Raw genomic sequence first — 16,722 nt, forward strand, 5'->3', positions numbered from 1 at the left:
CTGACGCGTTGGCTGTCCACTGACTCCGGCACGTGTCCGGGATTCGGGTGCCATACGATGGCGCTCTCGCCGATCGATCAAAAATATTCCGCTCAGCCCCCGTTTCCCGCGCCGGTACGAGCCGCCGTCTCGTCGATTTTCGCGACGGCTCAATTCTCCGTATGTCCGACAGTCATGACCCCTACTTACATCGTTCACTACCGGCGACACATCCCGTGCAACGCGGCCGGCGACTGGCCGTCAGTTGCACTCCTTATGACACGAAAGACGAATCCACTTACTGTTGAAATTCGGTCGACGGCATCGGCTTGCCGATCGCTACTCGACCGGGTGTCCGCGACTACGGAACGGGCACGGAACGCATTGGTGTACAGTTCGGCGTATCTCTCACTGATCGCGATGGCCGAGGTACTCATCGTCTCGGCGCTGCTCTCCCTGCCGCTGACGCCGGCGGCGATCGTCGTCGGATTGGTCGTCTTCGCTGTTTACGCGAACGACCGCATCGCGGACGCCGAAACCGACGCGGTCTCGAACCCCGGCCAGGCGGCGTTCGTCAAACGACACCGCGGTGTCCTCTACGTGTTGGCAGCGAGCGCGTACGGACTCGCCGTCGCGCTCTCGGTTCTCGGCGGTCCGGTCGCCCTCGCGATCACCCTGCTTCCGGGCGCGCTCTGGATCTGCTATGCCACGGACTGGGTGCCGGGCGACGGCGCGTACGTCCACCGGCTGAAGGACCTCTTTCTCGTCAACACGATGGTGGTCGCGCTCGCGTGGGCCGTGACGTTGACGTTCCTACCGCTCGCCTTCGCCGACGGTGCCCTCACCCCGTCGACAGCGGTCGTCTTCGCGTACTTCTTCCTCCGGGTGTTTACGAACACCGAGATTCCGAACGTCCGCGACGTCGAGGGCGACCGAGCGATCGGCGTGCTGACGATCCCGGTCGTCTTCGGGGTAGACCGCACGCGTCGGATCCTCCTCGGAATCGATTGCTGTACGGCCGGCCTCGTCGTGCTGGCAGTCCGGGTCGACTATCTGACACCTCTCGCGGGGCTCGCGCTCCTCGCCGGCGTCGGCTATTCGCTCGGTATCACATCGCTCCTTGGTCGCGTCGAAAACGACCGACTGCTGGCCAAAGCCGCCGAGTGCGAGTATCTCGTCGCCTTCGTCGTGCTTCTCTGTGCGGTGCTGATTGCCTGACAGAAGCGGCAAAATGACGTAACAGCGTCATTTCCGTTTTCCCACAGGATTAATACTGACGGGAATCAGATCCACGTATCGGTGCTCACTTTCACTGTCTTGTCCGGGCTATTACTTGCGACCATCGCGATCGGCGCAGCGGCGGCGATCGTCGCGTGGCGCGAGCGGCCCGAACCCGGAGCGGTGCCGCTCGTCGCGTTACTCGTCGGTCAGTGCTGGTGGTCGATCTTTCTCGTCTTCGACCTCGAGACCTCGAGCCTCGCCGCGAAAGTGCTGTGGGCGAACGTCAGATGGATCGGTGTCGTCGTTATCCCGGTCGCTTGGGTGCTCTTCTCGCTCGAGTACACCGGGCGTGACCGGTACGTACAGCCACAATATGTTGTGCTCCTCTCGCTCGTTCCGCTGGTGACTGTCGCGCTCGCGCTCGTCGACAGCCCCTTGCTCTATGCCGACTCGCGGCTGGTCTACGACCACGGCGTCCCCCTGCTCAGTCGGACGCCCGGGCCGTGGTTCTGGGTCATCACCGTCTACACGTACCTGCTGGGCGTGCTCGGCTCCATCCCACTGCTCGAACTGATCAGGACTAACTCGCTGCCGTTCAGGGGGCAAAGCGCTGCCCTCCTCGTGGGTATTTTCGCCCCGTGGGTGAGCAACGCCCTCTTTCTGGCGGGGCTCATCCCCGTTTCGGGACTCGATCCGACCCCGATCGCGTTTTCGATTTCCGGGCTCGCGTGTCTCGGTGCCCTCACGCGTTTTCAGCTCTTCGGGACGAGCCCGTCGCCGAACCCGCGTGCGCGCCGACTGCTCTTCGAGCGGATGCCCGACGGTGCCGTCGTCACCGACGGGCACGGCAACGTCGTCGATATCAACGACACCGCGACGGACATTCTGGGAACGAGCGCCGAGGACGCCCTCGGGACCCCGCTCCGAGCGGTCGTTCCCGACGACTCGCTCGCGCTGACGGAGGACTCGGTGCCGGCACAGCGCCCCTTCCGGAGCGCACACAGCGACCGGCTGTACGACGTGACGGTGACGCCCATCACCGACGTCCGCGACCGGACCATCGGCCACGTCGTCACGTTCCACGATATCAGCGAGCACGTGCGCCAGCAACAGCGCCACGAGGTCTTGAATCGAGTCTTCCGACACAACATCCGGACCGAAACGAACGTCATCAGCAGCTACGCCGAACTCCTCGCCGGCGAGGAAAGCCGGGACGCCGCCGACGAGATCACGGGCAGCGCCGAACGCATCGAGGAACTGGCGAGCCAAGCCCGCGAGATCATCGGCATCTTCGAGCAAGGGCGGCAGTCGATCGACCCCGTCTCGCTCGAGTTGCTGCTCGAGGATGTGATCGAGTCGGTTCGCGACGAGTATCCGGCCGCTCGTATCGATTGTGAACCGGTTCCGGCGGACGTCTCCGTCGCCAGTGTCCTCGATCCCGTGTTCGAAAACCTCGTCGAGAACGGCGTCGAGCACAACCCCGATCCGAACCCGTTCGTCCGCCTCGAAATCGAGACGGACAGCGACTGGGTGCGGGTCCGTGTCGTGGATCATGGCCCCGGAATCGATGCCGATGAACGGACGACCCTCGAGCGCGGGACCGAGACCCCCCTCGAGCACGGGAGCGGACTCGGGCTCTGGCTGGTCAAGTGGGGGACCGAAATCGCTGGCGGGACCGTGACGTTCGGGTCGAACGAGCCGACCGGGTCGGTCGTCACCGTCGAGGTGCCGATCCTCTCTCGATCCGACCGCCCTCGAGACGAGTCAGCCGAAACCGCGACCTAACGCTCGCCGCGCTACCGATCCGAGACCCGCGTCGTCTCGAGCGATCCGGTTTCGACCCACTCGAACCCGGACTGCTCGGCAGCGGCGGTCGTTTCGGGAACCGTCACAGGGCCACACCGGTCGGGAAACTCGATACGAGTCTCGGCGGGCCCGGTCGCCGGCAGTTCGGGCAGGAACTCCTCGTCCTCGAGTAGCCCGCGGACGGAGACGTTTCCACCCGCGTCGAGTGCCGCCCCGAGCGCGCGGTAGCGGTCGTCCTCGCACTGACTGTCGAGATCCGTCCCGAACGAGTCGTTGCCGACGCGGGCGGTCGTACTGGTCCCCGAAAGCGTTCCGAACTCGTCAGTTTCTGCCCCGTCGCTTCGACTCGAGTCGGCGACCCGACTCGAACCCGTGGATTCGGCCGGTGTGGCGTCCTGTTTCTGAGACGAGTCGGAATCGGACCCTCGACTCCGCGTAACCGAGGGCGTCCCCCGGAGTTCGAAGCCGTCGATCTCGCTCGAGGGAGCCGCCGTTCGCGTTGACGGGTCCGACGGTGACACAGCCGCCTCGTCGCTGGAATCGCCGGTCGCCGTCGACTGCGAGTCAGGCCCCGATTCCGAGTCCGGATCGGCGGCCGGCTCCGTGTCCGGGTTCAATCTCGGCTCCGCCTCGTCGATGAGCGAGTCGACGGGAGAAGCGGGCCCCGTCGGTCGACGAGCGCCGCCCTCGAGCGCCCACGAGGGCCACGGGTCGCCGTCGTCGGCGGTGGCTCCGAGCGGGGATGCAGTCCCGCCGTCGGCGGCATCGGCGTCGGGAACGTACGCCTCGAGCCCGTACTCCGGCAGCAACGGCCGGTCGAACGCGCCGATGTGCGGCCCGTAGCGATCCCGCAGTCGCTCGAGTTCGCTCGTTTCGACCAGCGCGGCCCGCCAGCGGTCGACGCCCGACGAGAGGAGGACGAACCGTGCGTCGGTCGCCGCGAGGACGGTTTCGTTGATCGTCCACAGGACGGCGGGGAAGTTATCCCCCGCGAGCGGCGTTTCGGGGTACGAAACCGCGGTCTCGCGGCCTCGGCCGTGCGGATCGGTCGCGGTCAGTGAGAGTCCGTCCCGCGTCCCCGCGACCGAGAGCGACCAGCCGATCGCCTCGAAGACGGCGGTGAGTTCGCGCTCGAGGGTCGCCTGCGAGTAGCGGGCTGCACAGTCGATCCCGCGGTCGCTCCGGCAGATCGTTCGCCGGAGTACCGTCGTCCGATCGACCGGCGTCGCGAGCGCGTCGGCCAGCGCCGCCTCGAGGCTGTCGCTCTCGGCCGCAGTCCGTCGAATGTCCGCCGCCGTGACGCCGACTGCACCGAGGACGTCGGCGGAGACCAGCAGGTCGCGGTCCGCGTCACGGGAGGGCCGAGTCATCGATAGCTCACGGTTCCACAACCGGCCCTATATATCTACGTCAGACATCAAAACGTATCTCGAGTCGGTGTCGAAAGAACTGTCACTGTCGTGTCCGCGCCGGTGTTCGGCGGTGTCGGCTCAAGTCGGTCCGACTCAGCGACGGCGCGGCGACTCGAGTTCGATGTCGGCCGCCTCGAGCAGGTCTTCGACCTCCTCGCGTTTCTCCTGGTGCTCCTCGAGGAACTCCTGCATGAGCTGGGCGGCCTGTTCCTTGCAGTCGCCACAGAGCCGTTCGCCGCCGACGCACTCGTCGTAGACGCGCTTTGCGAACTCGTCGTCGTCGCCGGCCAGCAGGTAGGCGTAGAGTTCGTAGACGGGACACTCGTCGGCTCTCCCGCCTTTCTCGCGCTGTTCCTCGGCGGTCTCGCGGCCGCCGGTGGTCGCCGCTTTGACCTTGTCGTAGCCCTCCTCGGGGTCGTCGAGCAGCGAGATGTGACTCGCCGGGATCGAGGAGGACATCTTGCCGCCGGTTAGTCCGGTCATGAAGCGGTGGTAGATCGACGACGGCGGCTGGAAGCCGTAGCCGCCGTTGTCGACTTCGACCTCGCGGGCGAGTTCCTCGGCCGCGGCGAGATCCAGTTCGAAGGCGTCGATATGGCTCTCGTAGACGCGCTTCTCGCCCTCGATGGCGTCGATAAGCGCGTCGAACGCGTCGTCGGTGGCTCGCCGGTCGAAAAAGCGCGTCCGCGGCCGGACCGGCTCCATTCCCGCCTCGTTTAACTTCGTCAGGACCGAACTCAGCGTGTCGGCGCTGACCACGAGCTCCGATAGCGGCGTCTCCTCGAGCGCTTCGGCGATGTGGACACAGCGGAGATCGTCGTCGTCGAAGTCGGCGGGCTCGAGCCGTTCGTAGAACTCGGCGACGAGAGCGCGTTCCTCGGGCTCGAGTTCGAAGCTGGCGTACGCCTCCGAGACTTTGAAAAAGCGCATCCGCTCGGCGAGATCCCGCGCCAGTCGAACGTGGGGATCTTGATCGGGGCCGACGGGGATCACGGTCGGTTTGGGCTCCTCGAGTTGCGGGTAGAGGATGTCGGCCATCTGGGTGACGACCGACTGCATGTGCGAGACGTCGGTCTCGCCGTCGAAGCCGTAGATCGACTGAAACTCCGAGAAGTTGGCGTCAGCGCCGAGTTCGAAGGCCAAATCCTGTAGCTCGCGGTTGGTCGACTGCCGGTAGAGGGTCCCCTCCTCGAGGTCGAAGCCGAGCGCGAGCAGTGAGAGCAGGTAATCGCGGGCGTGCTCGTCGATCTCGTCCCAGCTCATGCCGCGGGCCGAATTGGCCTCGAGGTCGGCGATCAGGGCGTAGGCGTCGGCCCCCTGCTGTTGATGCCAGATGATCTCGTCGAAAACCAGCTTGTGCCCGATATGTGGGTCGCCGGTCGGCATAAAGCCCGAGAGGACGGCCGCGGGCTCGTCGTTCCGCAAGGCCTCGGCGACCGGGCGGTAATCCCGGTGGCCGAAGATCACGCCGCGGCGCATCAGGTAGTGGGGATTTGGCACCTCCTCGAGCACCTCGTCGAACTCCTCGATGCCGAACTCCTCGAAGAGGTTCCGGTAGTCGGAGACGCTCGAGGATCCCCAGGGGTCGAGGGCGACATCGTCTGCACCTGCTGTCCCTCCGTCGGGTCTCGGTTCCCCTGACTCGGACTCCTCGAGTGGGTCGTCTCCGGTCATTACGTGCGTTTTGGCGCGGCAGCGCGCAAAAGCCTTCGGCTTCGCCGTCGCCGAAATATTCGGCCACCGAGCATAATGTCGGTGCGAACCGAACCCCGATCACCGATGCAGATTCACCTCTTCGGGCGCGAGCAGGAGATCGACGCCTCGGCGATCGATGAGGAGCCGACGGCGATCCGAGAGCAGGTGCGGGAGTACGAGGCCGGCGAACGGACGGCGTTCGACCTCGAGATCGAGTTTCCCGACGGCTTCACGGGCGACGTGATGCGAGCGATGACCGAGATTCCGCCCGGCGAAACTCGAACGTACGGGGAGGTCGCCACAGCCCTCGAGACGGCACCGATCGCGGTCGGGCAGGCCTGTGGCCGCAATCCGACTCCCGTGATCGTCCCCTGCCACCGGATCGTCGGCGCGGACTCGCTCACCGGGTACGCGGGCGGACTGGCGTTGAAACGGCGGCTGCTCGAGCACGAGGGGGCCGCGATTCCGGGCGACTCGTAACGGTTCGGCTCCCGGTCGGGTCCCGCGCCGCACCTGTTATGGTCGCTCCGACTGATACGTCGGTCATGACCGAGTTTCCGATCCTGACGGACGGCGACGTGTACTCGCAGTTCGACTACGAACAGGTCGTTGACGCCATGCGCGATGCGTTCGCCGAACGAGCCGCGGGCACGCTCGAGGCGCCGCCGCGCTGGACGGTCCCGGCCGGCGAGGGCGACCTCGTCTTTACCGCGGGAGCCGCGACCGGGCCGACGAACGCCGCTGGCTTCCGGGTCTACGAGACCCACGGCACCGGCGACGACCACACGGAACTGGTGGCGGTCTTCGACGCCGCGACCGGCGCGTTCGAGGGGCTCATTGCGGGCCACGCCGTCGGCGGCCTCCGGACCGGCGGCATCGGTGGGGTTGCGATCGACGCGCTCGCCCGTTCCGACGCCGACACGCTCGGGGTTCTGGGCACGGGCTTTCAAGCGCGGGCACAGGTCGGCGCGGCGTGTGCGTCCCGCGACGTCGAGGAGGTACTGGTCTACAGCCCGACCCTCGAGAACCGCGAGTCATTCGCCGAAACGATCGATACTGAGGTCGAGCCACCGGTTCGAGCCGTCGACGATCCCGAACCGGTCGTCAGCGATGCCGACGCGCTCGTCTGTGCGACGAACAGCGAGGACCCCGTGTTCGATCCCGACTGGCTCGAGTCCGGCACCCACGTCACGACGATCGGTCCGCGGTTCGAAGATGTCCACGAACTGCCCCTCGAGGTCGTCTCCCGCGCCGACGCGATCGCGACCGACTCGCTCCCGCAGGTCGACGCCTACGACCGCCCCTACATCGCTTCGGGCGCGGACCGCGAGCGGATGGTCGAACTCGCCGACGTGCTCGAGGACCCGGAACTCGGCCGGCAGCACGAGGACGATATCACGCTGTTTTGCTCGGTCGGACTGGCTGGAACGGAGGCCGTCCTCGGCAAGCGATTCCTCGAGCGGTTCGCGTAGCTCGGCCACCGGACCTGCGAGACGATTTCGCGATCGTCCATCAGTGGCTACTATAGTTAGTCGACACGACTGGTTCGGTCGGCCGCTGACCGTAACTCCGCGAGCCGATCCGATCGGATGCCGGCGAGGACGACCGTCGCGAAGACGCGGTCGCCGTCGGGTCGCGGCGCGTCGCCGCCGAGGATCCCGGAGCCGCCGATAGCCGACTCGAGGGTCCCTCGGCCCTCGGCGATCGCCCGTCGGTTGAGCCACGCCGGCGGTCCGCCGACGATCAGCAGTCCGCGGTCGGCCGTTTCGGGGTCACACTCGAGGGTGAGCTTTCCGCGGATCCCCTTTCGGACCACGGTTTCGACGGCGCTGACCGCCTCGCTCGTCTCGACGTCCGGCTCCGCCGACAGGAGCCCGAGACCGAACCGAGAGCCGTTCGTCTCGACCGTCTGGTCGCCGTAGCCGAGCGAAACGACGGCTGACTGGTCGCCGAGAATCCGGCGGATATCGCTCGCATCGATGACGGTCTGGGCGACCGAGTCCGCCGAATCGCCGCCGCCGGCGAAGACGGCTGCGACTCGCGTCGCCAGCTCGTGGTTACAGCGGTCGCGACCGTCTGCGAGCGTCTCACCGGGTCGGAGCCAGTTCTCGTTGTCGAACGTGATGATCGCGCTCGCGATCCCGTCGAGTCGCTCGAGTGTGGCGACGGCGTTCGCCGCTGCGGTCGGTCGCGGCGGCGAATCGGCGGCAGCGTTCGGCTCGCTCGAGTGCGGGCCGGTTCCCGACGGCGCTGTGGCGGCGTCGAACTCGCGGTCGGCCGGCAGCGTCGCCAGAACGTAGACCGGCGCGTCGGACCGTTGCTGGAGCGCTGATACGAGCGCCGGGGCCGCGCCGCCGCCGGTCGCCCCGCCGAGGCCGACCGCGACGAGAACTCCGTCGGCCGCTCCCGGTGTCGTTCGCTCCGCGCTCTCGAGGCGGTCGTCGACGTGATCCCGGCCGAGGGACCGACCCCGCTCGAGGTCGCCCTCGAGGCCGCCTTCGGCCCCGTCGGGGCCGTACCGGAACCGGTTCGATTCGGGGATGACGGTCCTCTTCAGGTCGCTCGCGTCGGTATCGAACGCGAAGACATCGGTGAGAAACGAGTGGTCGGTCGGTTCCGCGGCCCGGATCGCGTCGGCGATCCGACAGCCCGCGCCGCCGACGCCGATTACCTCGAGTTGCATGGTGCGTTCCTCGTCCGTCGGGGGTTTCAGGATTCCGCTCGCTCGGACTGTCGCCGAATCGGCTCAGGGCGTCAGCCGCTCGAGCGACCACCAGTCGATTCCCTCGCCCCCCTCCGCGCCGTCGTCGACGAGCGCGAACACCATCGTCTTCCGGACGCCGTGAGCGAGCCGAACGTCGAGCGCCAGATCGCGCGGTTCGAAGACGTAGTCGGCGGAATGGACCCGGACGAGCAGTTCGGAGTGGCCAAGCTCCTCGACGGACTCTACGTCGGCGTAGGTTCGGAAGTCCGCCCCGAACTTGTACCCCGTCTTGGGGACTACGTTGCGCTCCCGCAGGGCCGTATAGACGAGCAGCCGACGGTCGAACCGCTCGCCTTCGACCTCGCGGCCCCGCTCGCGGACCGTCTCTGGCTCGAGGGCGATCGCTCCCTGTTCGGCGAGGTAGGCCGCCTCGAGCAGGGAACACTGCAGCGTCGGCTCGTCGTACTCTCGCCCCTCCAGCGGCTGCCCGTAGAAGGTTCGCTCGTAGAGGTCCAGTGGGGGCTCCCAGACGACGACCCGGTCGGCGAGCAGGTCCGCGGCACAGCCATCGGGCAGTGACGCGTCGGGAGTCGAGGTCCCGGTCGGATCCCGGCGGCCGACCTCGAAGTAGGTAATCTCGCTCTCCTCGTCGACGACCGCCAGCACCCCTTCCCGGAGTTCGCTGGCCGGAATATCCGTCCGTTCGCCGATGATCCGCAGGGCGTAGGCAATCTCGCCGTCGCCGGGCCCCTTTCCGCGCGGGAAGACCGCAAAGTCGGCCTCGCCACTCGGCGGCTCGGCCACCCACGGCTCCGCGGCCGGTGAGAGGTAGAACCCGCGGGATCGCAGATCCGCGTAGACGAGGAATCGAACGCCGAAATCCTCGCCCGGTTCGCGGGCGATGAACTCCCGGAATCCGAGCCGCTCGCCGCTCTCGGCGTCGACGACCGCCTCGAGGTCGCCCCGGTAGAGCAGGTGTGCCGCCTCGACGGGTGCGAGGGCGATCTCGTTGCCCTCGAGCGGATAGCCGTAGCCTCGCGAGTCGTGATACCGCTGGCGCGCATCGCTGCCCACGCGAACGACGCCGTCCTCGAACCGCCCCTCGAGTGCCATAGCCGGCTGTTGGCCGGCCGGGATTAAGTGGCTGCGGATCGATCCTTCGTCTCGACTCACACTGCCGATCGGCGTTGGTGACGTGTCGCTGCAAACACCGTGAAAGCCCCTGACGCGCCGGACTCCCACGACTCGCTGCGGTCCTCGTTCACTCGCTTCGCTCGTCACTGTGGTCCTTGCGTCGTCGGGGTTCGCCCGGCGCGCCAGCCCCTTTCAGTCCCACCCACCGCAGCGGCAGCTCGCCAGGGTGCTGTAGCGGATAGGAACTCGAGCATCTGCAGCCGGGACGAACCGGTCAGTCGTCGGCCGCGGCGTCGTTCTCGAGCGGCCCCTCCAAAGCCCGATCGCAGGTCGCGTCCAGACACCGAACGCCGCTGGCGGTTTCGAAGGTCGGGAGGCCACAGCCACACTCGCCGTCGACGACGCCGGCGGGGACGGCGAAACCGGTGTCGCAGTCGGGGTAGTGCTCGCAGCCGGCGATGAGACCGCCACGCCGGAGGATTCTGAGGTCACCGTCACAGCCTGCCTCCGGACACGTCCACTCGCGGTCGAATTCGGCCTTGACCGCGGCGTCGAGGGACTCACAGCCCCGATCGAGACAGACGTTGAACGCGAGGCCGCGCTCGACGCGCATCTTCGGGAGCCCGCAGTCACAATCACAGCGCTCGTTGCGGATCGTCGCGTCCGCCGGAACGCCGTAGCGATTCCCACAGCCGACACAGTGGACGCCGCTCGAGCGGACGAGCGCGCCGCCACAGTCGGGACACTCCCCGACTGGCGTGCCGGCCGCCGAAGACGGGTAGTGGGCAAAGCCCTCCTGTTCGTGGGCGGCGATCCGCAGCGTCTGGGTGTCTTTCTTCGCGACGAGGGTGAAGCCATCGTGGCGCTCGCTCGAGACGCTGTCGGCGCGAGTGAGCCACGCGACGGGCTGGTAGCCGTCGCTGTCGTGGACGAGGACGGTGTTGTCGGGTTTGACGATCGTCGTTACCCGGCCGCGGTACTCCTCGCGGTCGGCGTCCTCGGCGATAACGGTGCAGTCGCCCGCGAGCACGCGGATCGCGTCGTCGATCATGGGCGGTCTGGCCGCGGGTTCGTACTTAAACCCGCGGACAATCTCGGTGGATTTCGATTTCGAACAAAATCGATGCTGGCGGTCGAACGCCTCGCTCGAGAATCAATCCGAGAACGGAGGGCTTACTCCCCGTTCGGTCCTGTAACGGTACTGTTTCCGTCGCCCGCTTGACCACCAGGCCGATCGTCGACCGGGTCGTCGCTCGGGCCGCCGACGCCGGGTCCGTTCCCGCTCGAGCGGCCGACATCGTCGCCGGCGATCGAGCGAGCGATCGCCGCGGTGTCCGGTCCGCCGAGTTCGCCGGCGCGCTCTCGCAGTGTTCGGATCGACTCGAGGTCGATCCCGTTGGCGGCGAGTGCGTCTGGCGGCAACTCCGCCGCCGTCGCTTCGGCCGTTGTAGCCTGTCGCTCGATCGACCGCATCTCTGCGACGGTTGTCGCGACTTCCGCGCGATAGCGACCCTCGCTGAGATTCCCGGCCTCGCGGGACTCGTTCAGCGTCTCGAGTCTGTCCTCGAGTTCTTCGAGACGCGCGTCGGCGGTCTCGTGGTGCTCGGCGACGATCGCCGCTTTCGTGTCGTTCGACGCCGCGTTCGCGATTCTGACGCCGAAGGCTCGCTCCGAGACGTTCCCCTCGAGTTCGGCGTTCTGGACGCCGACCGCAGCGGCGAACCGCTCGCCGGGTTTGATCGATTCGTTCGCTTCGTTCGTATCGGTCTCGTCTTGGACGCTGCCGCTCGAAGCGACGCTCGCCGCGGCGAGGGGCACCGCGACTGTCGCGGCGACGAGGATCGCTGCCAGCGTGATCGACGTGGTTCGGTTCATTGGTATCTGTTGTCTCCGCTTGCTGCTAGCCAGTCGGGATAGCGACTTGGGCTCACCGACGGTCAACGCGGTTTAACGCCGTTTTCGATCCGTTGCCCTCTGCCGATTTCGGCGAATTTCTCGATTTGGGCTCGCCGCCCGCTCGGAGCGGCGACAGCCGCAGTTGGCCGTCACGAGGATCCGTCATTCTCGCCGCCGGTTGCTTCCGTCATCGTCTCGCCTTCATCGGGGAGCGACAGCACGTTTTCGCGACCGAGCCGGAACGACTCGAGGTCGCCGTCTTCGCGCAGTCCGCTGACTACCTTGCTGGTCTTCGCGTCGGTCCACTCGAGTTCCTCGACGACCGCCTGCTGTTTCATGCGGCCGCCGCGCTCTCTGACGAGTCGGAGGACTTGTTCTTCGTTGGTGAGGAGTTCCGCATCCGCAGACTCGCTCGCGCTCGAGTCGGCCGCTTCGGCGGTCGTCGCCGCAGTCGTAGCAGCCGCCGAGTCCGACGCGGTACCCGGACGGCGCGACTCCCCGTCCCCGTCGGCGGCTCGACCCGCCGAACTGCGATTGCGGTACCACCACGCGCCGGCCGCGCCGAGGCCGGCCACGACGACTGCGGCGGCCGCGAGCAGCGCCGCGTTTGGTCCCGTGTCCGCGGTAACGACGACCCGCGGCTCGCCGGAGACGAAGTCGGTGTCCCCGCCCCGCCAGATCACCGCCTGCTCGCGTTCGTCGTCCGGGGAGGGGGCCGCGGAGGTCAGTTCGTAGTCGGCCGGCCACTCGATCAACAGCCGAGTGCCGTCGTCGAGGTAGAGCCCCTCGAGGGCGTCACCCGCACGGAGTTCGTCGCCGTCGCTCGCGGCGAACCCGTGCCAGTCGAAGGTGTACCTGACGACGCCGTATTCGCGCGCGAACGACTGGCGGTCGGTGCTCACACTGAACCCATCGGCGGCCATCTCGCGTCCCGTGGCGTTGCTCGCCGCGCCGACCGTCTCGTTCATCCGATCGGCGAAGGACTGCGTGTGGTTTTCGGGGTCGTCTCGAATGTCCGCCCGCAGCGATTCGAACGCCGTCTCGCTCTCGTTGTCGTCGAGACGCACCCAGAACTCGAGGGTCCATTCGGCGGTTCCGTTGGGCTGGACCGCAACGTCCATTCGGACCTCGTCTGCGTCGATCCCGTCTTGCTGGAGCGCGAACGGCTCCGACTGGGACTGTCCGCTTTGAGTCGCTCCGGCCGCGGCTGCGATCGGTCCCGTCCCGGCCAAAAGCACCGCGACGATCACGACCGTCACGCCGGCGCGAACGTTCATACGAGGTGGTTCTTGCCACATCGGTTAAAGCATGCGGAACCCGGAGATGGCGGACTCAGGTCGCCTATCCGTTTGATACGGCTGATCTCCATTGAAATATGTCGCTGAAAGATCAGTTATTTTCACCATTTGGAGCGCCGGCATCACCGCCGGGAGTGAGTCCGCGAACGACCTCACCAAGGGTCTCGAGTGCACCGCCGACGAAGTCGGTTATGGCCCCCAAGATATCGGAGACGAACTCCGGGACTGGTTCCGGAAGCTCGTCTGGGGGCCCGTCGGCTGGCTGTGCCGTCACAGCACCTGTCGCACCGACGAGAAGCATTACCGAAATCGCGATCGTGAGTAGCGTTTGTCTCTGCATCACGATCGGAGTGTGATCACTCGAGCCCTTCAACCGGGTACTCCGTGGCCCCGATTTGCGCCGATTTACGCCGAGTATCGATCGTCGTCGCCAGTACAGACCTACGCACCGGGGACGCCGAACGCGCCGACGCCGAGTCTCAGAACGGTATTGAGCACGAAGAGGATCGCGAGCGCGGCGAGCCACGCGATGAACCCGATCGCTGCGGCCGTCCCCCAGCCGCCGGGGTATCGCCAGTTGATCACCCAGATCCACGCGATCAGCGCGAGTATCGGGCCGAACAGCGGAATCCACGAGGTCAGTGCCCACGCGATCGCACCGAGGAGCGCGGTAACGGTCGCGTACGAGTAGTCCTCGACATCGACGATGAACCGCGCGCTGGCGAAGATCGCCAGCCCGCCGACGAGGAGGGCGACGACGAAGGCGACGAGCGATCCGATGAGTGCAACCATGTCAACCGCTTCGATGCCCGGATAAGTATACTCCATGGTAACCTCGTGATCGGCCGGGAGATCGAACCGACTCGAGTCGCCGGTTGCGGGACCCGAGTCGGCCCACCCAGAATACTACGTGCGACGCTCGAACGGCAGCGGAGACACGATCACACGAACGGCGGTGGAGGAAAGCGCCAGCGGGAACGCGATTCAGGTACCCGGCACGCCGAGCGCCGAGATCGAGCCGATGCCGACCAGTTCGAGCGCCGCGAGGACGACCACTGCGGCGGCCCACGCGGCCGCGCCGACGCCGAGCGAGCGCAGCCAGCCGAGTCGGTAGCGCCACTTGACGACCGCGATCCACGCCGTGAGCGCCAGTAGTCCGCCGACCAGCGGCACTGGCTCGAGGACGGCCCACGCCAGCGCGCCGAGCAGTGCGGTCAGCACGGCGTGGGCGTAGTCACGGGCGTCGGCGACGACGTGGGTGCCGGCGTGGAGAGCGGCACCGCCGACCAGCAGGCTCACGGCGAACGCCAGCAGTCGGTCCTCGAGACCGATCGGCACCGGCTGAGTGAGTGGAGGCATGGGGAGCAGTGAGGCGGCGAGTTATTCGTCGCTATCGGCCGACTCGTTGCTGTCGTCGTTCTCTTCGTCGTTTTCCTGTGACTCGTCGTCGCTGTCATCGGCTTCATCACCGTTGGCAGCGGGTTCGTCGCTGTCATCGGCCTCGGTATCGTCGGTTGCTTCGTCGCCATCACCCGGTGTCACCTCGCTAACAGCGTCGCCGAGCGACCCGTCGAGGCCGCCGTTCAGGAACGTCGACACGCGGTCGTGGATACTGGAGACGTGGTCGGGGACCTGTTCAGGGAGGTCGACGTTCGGTCCCTGTCTCTCGTTGTCGCCGGCTGCACTGTCGGCAGCGGTTCCGTTCCCGGCTCGGTCGTCGGCGTGTTCGTTCGCGTGTTGTTCGTCGGTACTATCCGCGCCCGTGTCAACGGATACGGGTGCGTTTCCGGGGGCTGCGGCGGCGAACCCGGTCGCCATGATCAGTGCGGCACAGGCAACTGCGATGAGCGTTGTTCGGTTCATAGCTCGCATCCGACTCTCGGTGGCCGTATCGACTTGAAGGGTGGATGCCGTGAACGCGGATTTCGAGGGTTTGACGCCGTTTGAATGTCTTTTTCGTCGGTTTGAACTCGGTTTAACGCCATCCGATCGGGGTTGCGACGGTGGTCGGCGCGCAAGCGGAGTGAGGGGAACCGAACGACTCGAGCGGCCGTAGGCCCGACGGCGAGCGACCGGCCGACGCTGACCGACGCCGGGTGAGAGGCAGTGCCTACACAACGGATTTCACCCTCGCTCGCGACGATCACGTATGGACGAGACGACCGCCGAAATCATGCTGTTCGACGGCTTCGACGAACTCGACGCCATCGGCCCCTACGAGGTCCTCGAGAACGGGGCCGACGCCGGCGCGGCGATCGAGACGCGGCTGGTGACCCTCGCGGAGACCTCGCTCGTGACGGCGAGTCACGGGCTCCGAGTCGAGCCCGACGGAGTGCTCGGCGAGCCGGATCTGCTCGTCGTCCCCGGCGGCGGATGGACCACCGCGGGCGGCGTGCGGGCCGTCGTCGAGGACGGGCGTCTGCCGGCGGCCGTCGCCGCGCGCCACGCCGATGGCGCGACGGTCGCGTCGGTCTGTACCGGCGCGATGGTGTTGGCCGAGGCCGGCCTGCTCGAGGGGCGACCCGCGACCTCCCATCAGGTCGCCATCGACGATCTCGAGGCCGCCGCCGGAACCGTGATCGACGAGCGCGTCGTCGACGACGGTGACGTGCTCACCGCCGGCGGGGTCACCGCGGGGATCGATCTGGCGCTGTGGCTGCTCGAGCGGGAGTTCGGCGCGGACATCGCCGAAGCGGTCGAGACCGAGATGGAACACGAACGGCGCGGGAGCGTTTTCGCCTGAGTGCCCATCGGGCCAAACGGCTATAGGCGGCGATCGAATACCCCGCCGTACATGCCTGCTGTGTTGTTCGATATGGACGGCGTGCTCGTCAACAGCGAAGACTACTGGGTCGATTTCCAGCGCGAGGAAATCCTCCCGGCGGCCGTCCCCGACGAGGACGTCGCCGTCGCCGAGACGAGCGGAATGAACTTCCGCGAGATCTACGACTACCTCGAGGCGGAGTACGGCACCGCAATCTCCCGCGAAGAATTCGTCCAACGCTTTACTGCGGCCGCCGAGGAGATCTACACCGACCGCGTCGAGCTACTGGACGGGCTCCACGACCTTCTCGCCGAACTGGACGATCGCGGCGTTCCGACCGCGCTCGTCTCCTCCTCGCCCCACGACTGGATCGGAATGGTCACGGAGCGCTTCGACCTCGAGGGCGAGTTCGACCGCGTCATCAGCGCCGACGACATCGACGCCGCGAGCAAACCGGCCCCCGACGTCTTCGAGTACGCGGCCGAGGAAATCGGCGTTCCCGCCGCGGACTGCGTCGTCGTCGAGGACTCGGCGAACGGCATCGAGGCGGCCGCTCGAGCCGGGACGGTTGTCGTCGCCTACCGGATCGACGCCCATGGTGATATCGACCGCTCGCCGGCGGACGAGATCGTGGACTCGCCGGCCGAAATTCGAGAGCGCGTGCGCGAGAGTACCGTAATGTAAACCCGCTCGCGATCGCCGGGGACCCGCACCGCTCGGTTTCTCGATCCCCGTCTCCGCCGGTTTTCCGGCAGCCATTTTTCGGTCTTTCCGTTCGAACTGTTGAAATATCTCCCGTCGTCGGGAAACGAA

At 66.9% G+C, this 16,722-nt stretch carries 17 protein-coding genes; 6 read left to right on the forward strand and 11 right to left on the reverse strand.

Annotation, left to right across the window (positions count from 1 at the left end; translation table 11 throughout):
* The first annotated feature begins 330 nt into the window (after window positions 1-330).
* Complete coding sequence (locus ACJYUO_RS16470) at window positions 331-1,197, forward strand: UbiA family prenyltransferase (protein ID WP_494346426.1); 867 nt, start codon at window positions 331-333, stop codon at window positions 1,195-1,197.
* Window positions 1,198-1,278: 81 nt separating this feature from the next.
* Entirely contained in the window at window positions 1,279-2,985 is a 1,707-nt protein-coding gene (locus ACJYUO_RS16475; RefSeq protein WP_494346427.1) for a histidine kinase N-terminal 7TM domain-containing protein, read from the forward strand.
* 11 nt (window positions 2,986-2,996) lie between these two features.
* On the opposite strand, the gene ACJYUO_RS16480 is transcribed toward ACJYUO_RS16475, so the two are convergent.
* Together ACJYUO_RS16480 and ACJYUO_RS16485 are read right to left on the reverse strand one after the other, a co-directional pair.
* On the reverse strand, window positions 2,997-4,376 hold the full coding sequence (locus ACJYUO_RS16480; protein WP_494346428.1) for a hypothetical protein: 1,380 nt from the start codon (window positions 4,374-4,376) through the stop codon (window positions 2,997-2,999).
* A gap of 135 nt (window positions 4,377-4,511) precedes the next feature.
* Window positions 4,512-6,092 carry a tryptophan--tRNA ligase gene (locus ACJYUO_RS16485; RefSeq protein WP_494346429.1) on the reverse strand — a complete coding sequence of 527 codons (1,581 nt, stop codon included), beginning with the start codon at window positions 6,090-6,092 and terminating at the stop codon, window positions 4,512-4,514.
* Between the two features lie 105 nt (window positions 6,093-6,197).
* Between ACJYUO_RS16485 and ACJYUO_RS16490 the strand changes: the two genes are divergently transcribed.
* Together ACJYUO_RS16490 and ACJYUO_RS16495 are read left to right on the forward strand one after the other, a co-directional pair.
* Window positions 6,198-6,593 carry a methylated-DNA--[protein]-cysteine S-methyltransferase gene (locus tag ACJYUO_RS16490; protein ID WP_494346482.1) on the forward strand — a complete coding sequence of 132 codons (396 nt, stop codon included), beginning with the start codon at window positions 6,198-6,200 and terminating at the stop codon, window positions 6,591-6,593.
* Between the two features lie 65 nt (window positions 6,594-6,658).
* A complete protein-coding gene (locus ACJYUO_RS16495) occupies window positions 6,659-7,585 on the forward strand; it encodes an ornithine cyclodeaminase family protein (protein WP_494346430.1) in 927 nt (308 codons plus the stop codon).
* A gap of 56 nt (window positions 7,586-7,641) precedes the next feature.
* Here ACJYUO_RS16495 and ACJYUO_RS16500 read toward each other — a convergent pair whose 3' ends face one another.
* The 9 genes from ACJYUO_RS16500 to ACJYUO_RS16540 form a co-directional block, all read right to left on the reverse strand.
* The gene (locus ACJYUO_RS16500) at window positions 7,642-8,796 is read right to left on the reverse strand and encodes a tubulin/FtsZ family protein (protein ID WP_494346431.1); all 1,155 of its coding nucleotides are present in this window, start codon (window positions 8,794-8,796) and stop codon (window positions 7,642-7,644) included.
* 63 nt (window positions 8,797-8,859) lie between these two features.
* A complete protein-coding gene (gene endA / locus ACJYUO_RS16505) occupies window positions 8,860-9,930 on the reverse strand; it encodes a tRNA-intron lyase (RefSeq protein ID WP_494346432.1) in 1,071 nt (356 codons plus the stop codon).
* A 295-nt stretch (window positions 9,931-10,225) separates the two neighbouring features.
* The gene (locus tag ACJYUO_RS16510; protein WP_494346433.1) at window positions 10,226-11,002 is read right to left on the reverse strand and encodes a DUF91 domain-containing protein; all 777 of its coding nucleotides are present in this window, start codon (window positions 11,000-11,002) and stop codon (window positions 10,226-10,228) included.
* A gap of 122 nt (window positions 11,003-11,124) precedes the next feature.
* Window positions 11,125-11,826 (reverse strand): hypothetical protein, encoded by a 702-nt coding sequence (locus ACJYUO_RS16515; protein ID WP_494346434.1) that lies wholly within the window; start codon window positions 11,824-11,826, stop codon window positions 11,125-11,127.
* A 170-nt stretch (window positions 11,827-11,996) separates the two neighbouring features.
* Window positions 11,997-13,124 (reverse strand): helix-turn-helix transcriptional regulator, encoded by a 1,128-nt coding sequence (locus tag ACJYUO_RS16520; protein ID WP_494346435.1) that lies wholly within the window; start codon window positions 13,122-13,124, stop codon window positions 11,997-11,999.
* A 112-nt stretch (window positions 13,125-13,236) separates the two neighbouring features.
* Window positions 13,237-13,419 carry a hypothetical protein gene (locus ACJYUO_RS16525; protein WP_494346436.1) on the reverse strand — a complete coding sequence of 61 codons (183 nt, stop codon included), beginning with the start codon at window positions 13,417-13,419 and terminating at the stop codon, window positions 13,237-13,239.
* Window positions 13,420-13,586: 167 nt separating this feature from the next.
* Window positions 13,587-13,937, reverse strand: a complete 351-nt coding sequence (locus ACJYUO_RS16530; RefSeq protein ID WP_494346483.1) for a hypothetical protein — start codon at window positions 13,935-13,937, stop codon at window positions 13,587-13,589.
* Window positions 13,938-14,129: 192 nt separating this feature from the next.
* Window positions 14,130-14,504, reverse strand: a complete 375-nt coding sequence (locus ACJYUO_RS16535) for a hypothetical protein (protein ID WP_494346437.1) — start codon at window positions 14,502-14,504, stop codon at window positions 14,130-14,132.
* A 21-nt stretch (window positions 14,505-14,525) separates the two neighbouring features.
* Window positions 14,526-15,008, reverse strand: coding sequence for a hypothetical protein (locus ACJYUO_RS16540; protein ID WP_494346438.1), 483 nt, complete (start codon window positions 15,006-15,008; stop codon window positions 14,526-14,528).
* Between the two features lie 286 nt (window positions 15,009-15,294).
* Between ACJYUO_RS16540 and ACJYUO_RS16545 the strand changes: the two genes are divergently transcribed.
* Window positions 15,295-15,888, forward strand: coding sequence for a DJ-1/PfpI family protein (locus tag ACJYUO_RS16545; RefSeq protein ID WP_494346439.1), 594 nt, complete (start codon window positions 15,295-15,297; stop codon window positions 15,886-15,888).
* Window positions 15,889-15,939: 51 nt separating this feature from the next.
* On the forward strand, window positions 15,940-16,593 hold the full coding sequence (locus tag ACJYUO_RS16550) for an HAD family hydrolase (protein WP_494346440.1): 654 nt from the start codon (window positions 15,940-15,942) through the stop codon (window positions 16,591-16,593).
* Window positions 16,594-16,722 lie beyond the last annotated feature (129 nt).

Source organism: Natrinema sp. CRL1 (assembly GCF_059162405.1).

Coding starts and splice junctions, on each gene's coding strand:
- ACJYUO_RS16545 (WP_494346439.1), top strand. CDS start 15,295: ATGGACGAGACGACCGCCGAAATCATGCTGTTCGACGGCTTCGACGAA.
- ACJYUO_RS16530 (WP_494346483.1), bottom strand. CDS start 13,937: ATGGTTGCACTCATCGGATCGCTCGTCGCCTTCGTCGTCGCCCTCCTC.
- ACJYUO_RS16550 (WP_494346440.1), top strand. CDS start 15,940: ATGCCTGCTGTGTTGTTCGATATGGACGGCGTGCTCGTCAACAGCGAA.
- ACJYUO_RS16495 (WP_494346430.1), top strand. CDS start 6,659: ATGACCGAGTTTCCGATCCTGACGGACGGCGACGTGTACTCGCAGTTC.
- ACJYUO_RS16515 (WP_494346434.1), bottom strand. CDS start 11,826: ATGAACCGAACCACGTCGATCACGCTGGCAGCGATCCTCGTCGCCGCG.
- ACJYUO_RS16535 (WP_494346437.1), bottom strand. CDS start 14,504: ATGCCTCCACTCACTCAGCCGGTGCCGATCGGTCTCGAGGACCGACTG.
- ACJYUO_RS16500 (WP_494346431.1), bottom strand. CDS start 8,796: ATGCAACTCGAGGTAATCGGCGTCGGCGGCGCGGGCTGTCGGATCGCC.
- ACJYUO_RS16490 (WP_494346482.1), top strand. CDS start 6,198: ATGCAGATTCACCTCTTCGGGCGCGAGCAGGAGATCGACGCCTCGGCG.
- ACJYUO_RS16520 (WP_494346435.1), bottom strand. CDS start 13,124: ATGAACGTTCGCGCCGGCGTGACGGTCGTGATCGTCGCGGTGCTTTTG.
- ACJYUO_RS16480 (WP_494346428.1), bottom strand. CDS start 4,376: ATGACTCGGCCCTCCCGTGACGCGGACCGCGACCTGCTGGTCTCCGCC.
- ACJYUO_RS16510 (WP_494346433.1), bottom strand. CDS start 11,002: ATGATCGACGACGCGATCCGCGTGCTCGCGGGCGACTGCACCGTTATC.
- ACJYUO_RS16485 (WP_494346429.1), bottom strand. CDS start 6,092: ATGACCGGAGACGACCCACTCGAGGAGTCCGAGTCAGGGGAACCGAGA.
- endA (WP_494346432.1), bottom strand. CDS start 9,930: ATGGCACTCGAGGGGCGGTTCGAGGACGGCGTCGTTCGCGTGGGCAGC.
- ACJYUO_RS16540 (WP_494346438.1), bottom strand. CDS start 15,008: ATGAACCGAACAACGCTCATCGCAGTTGCCTGTGCCGCACTGATCATG.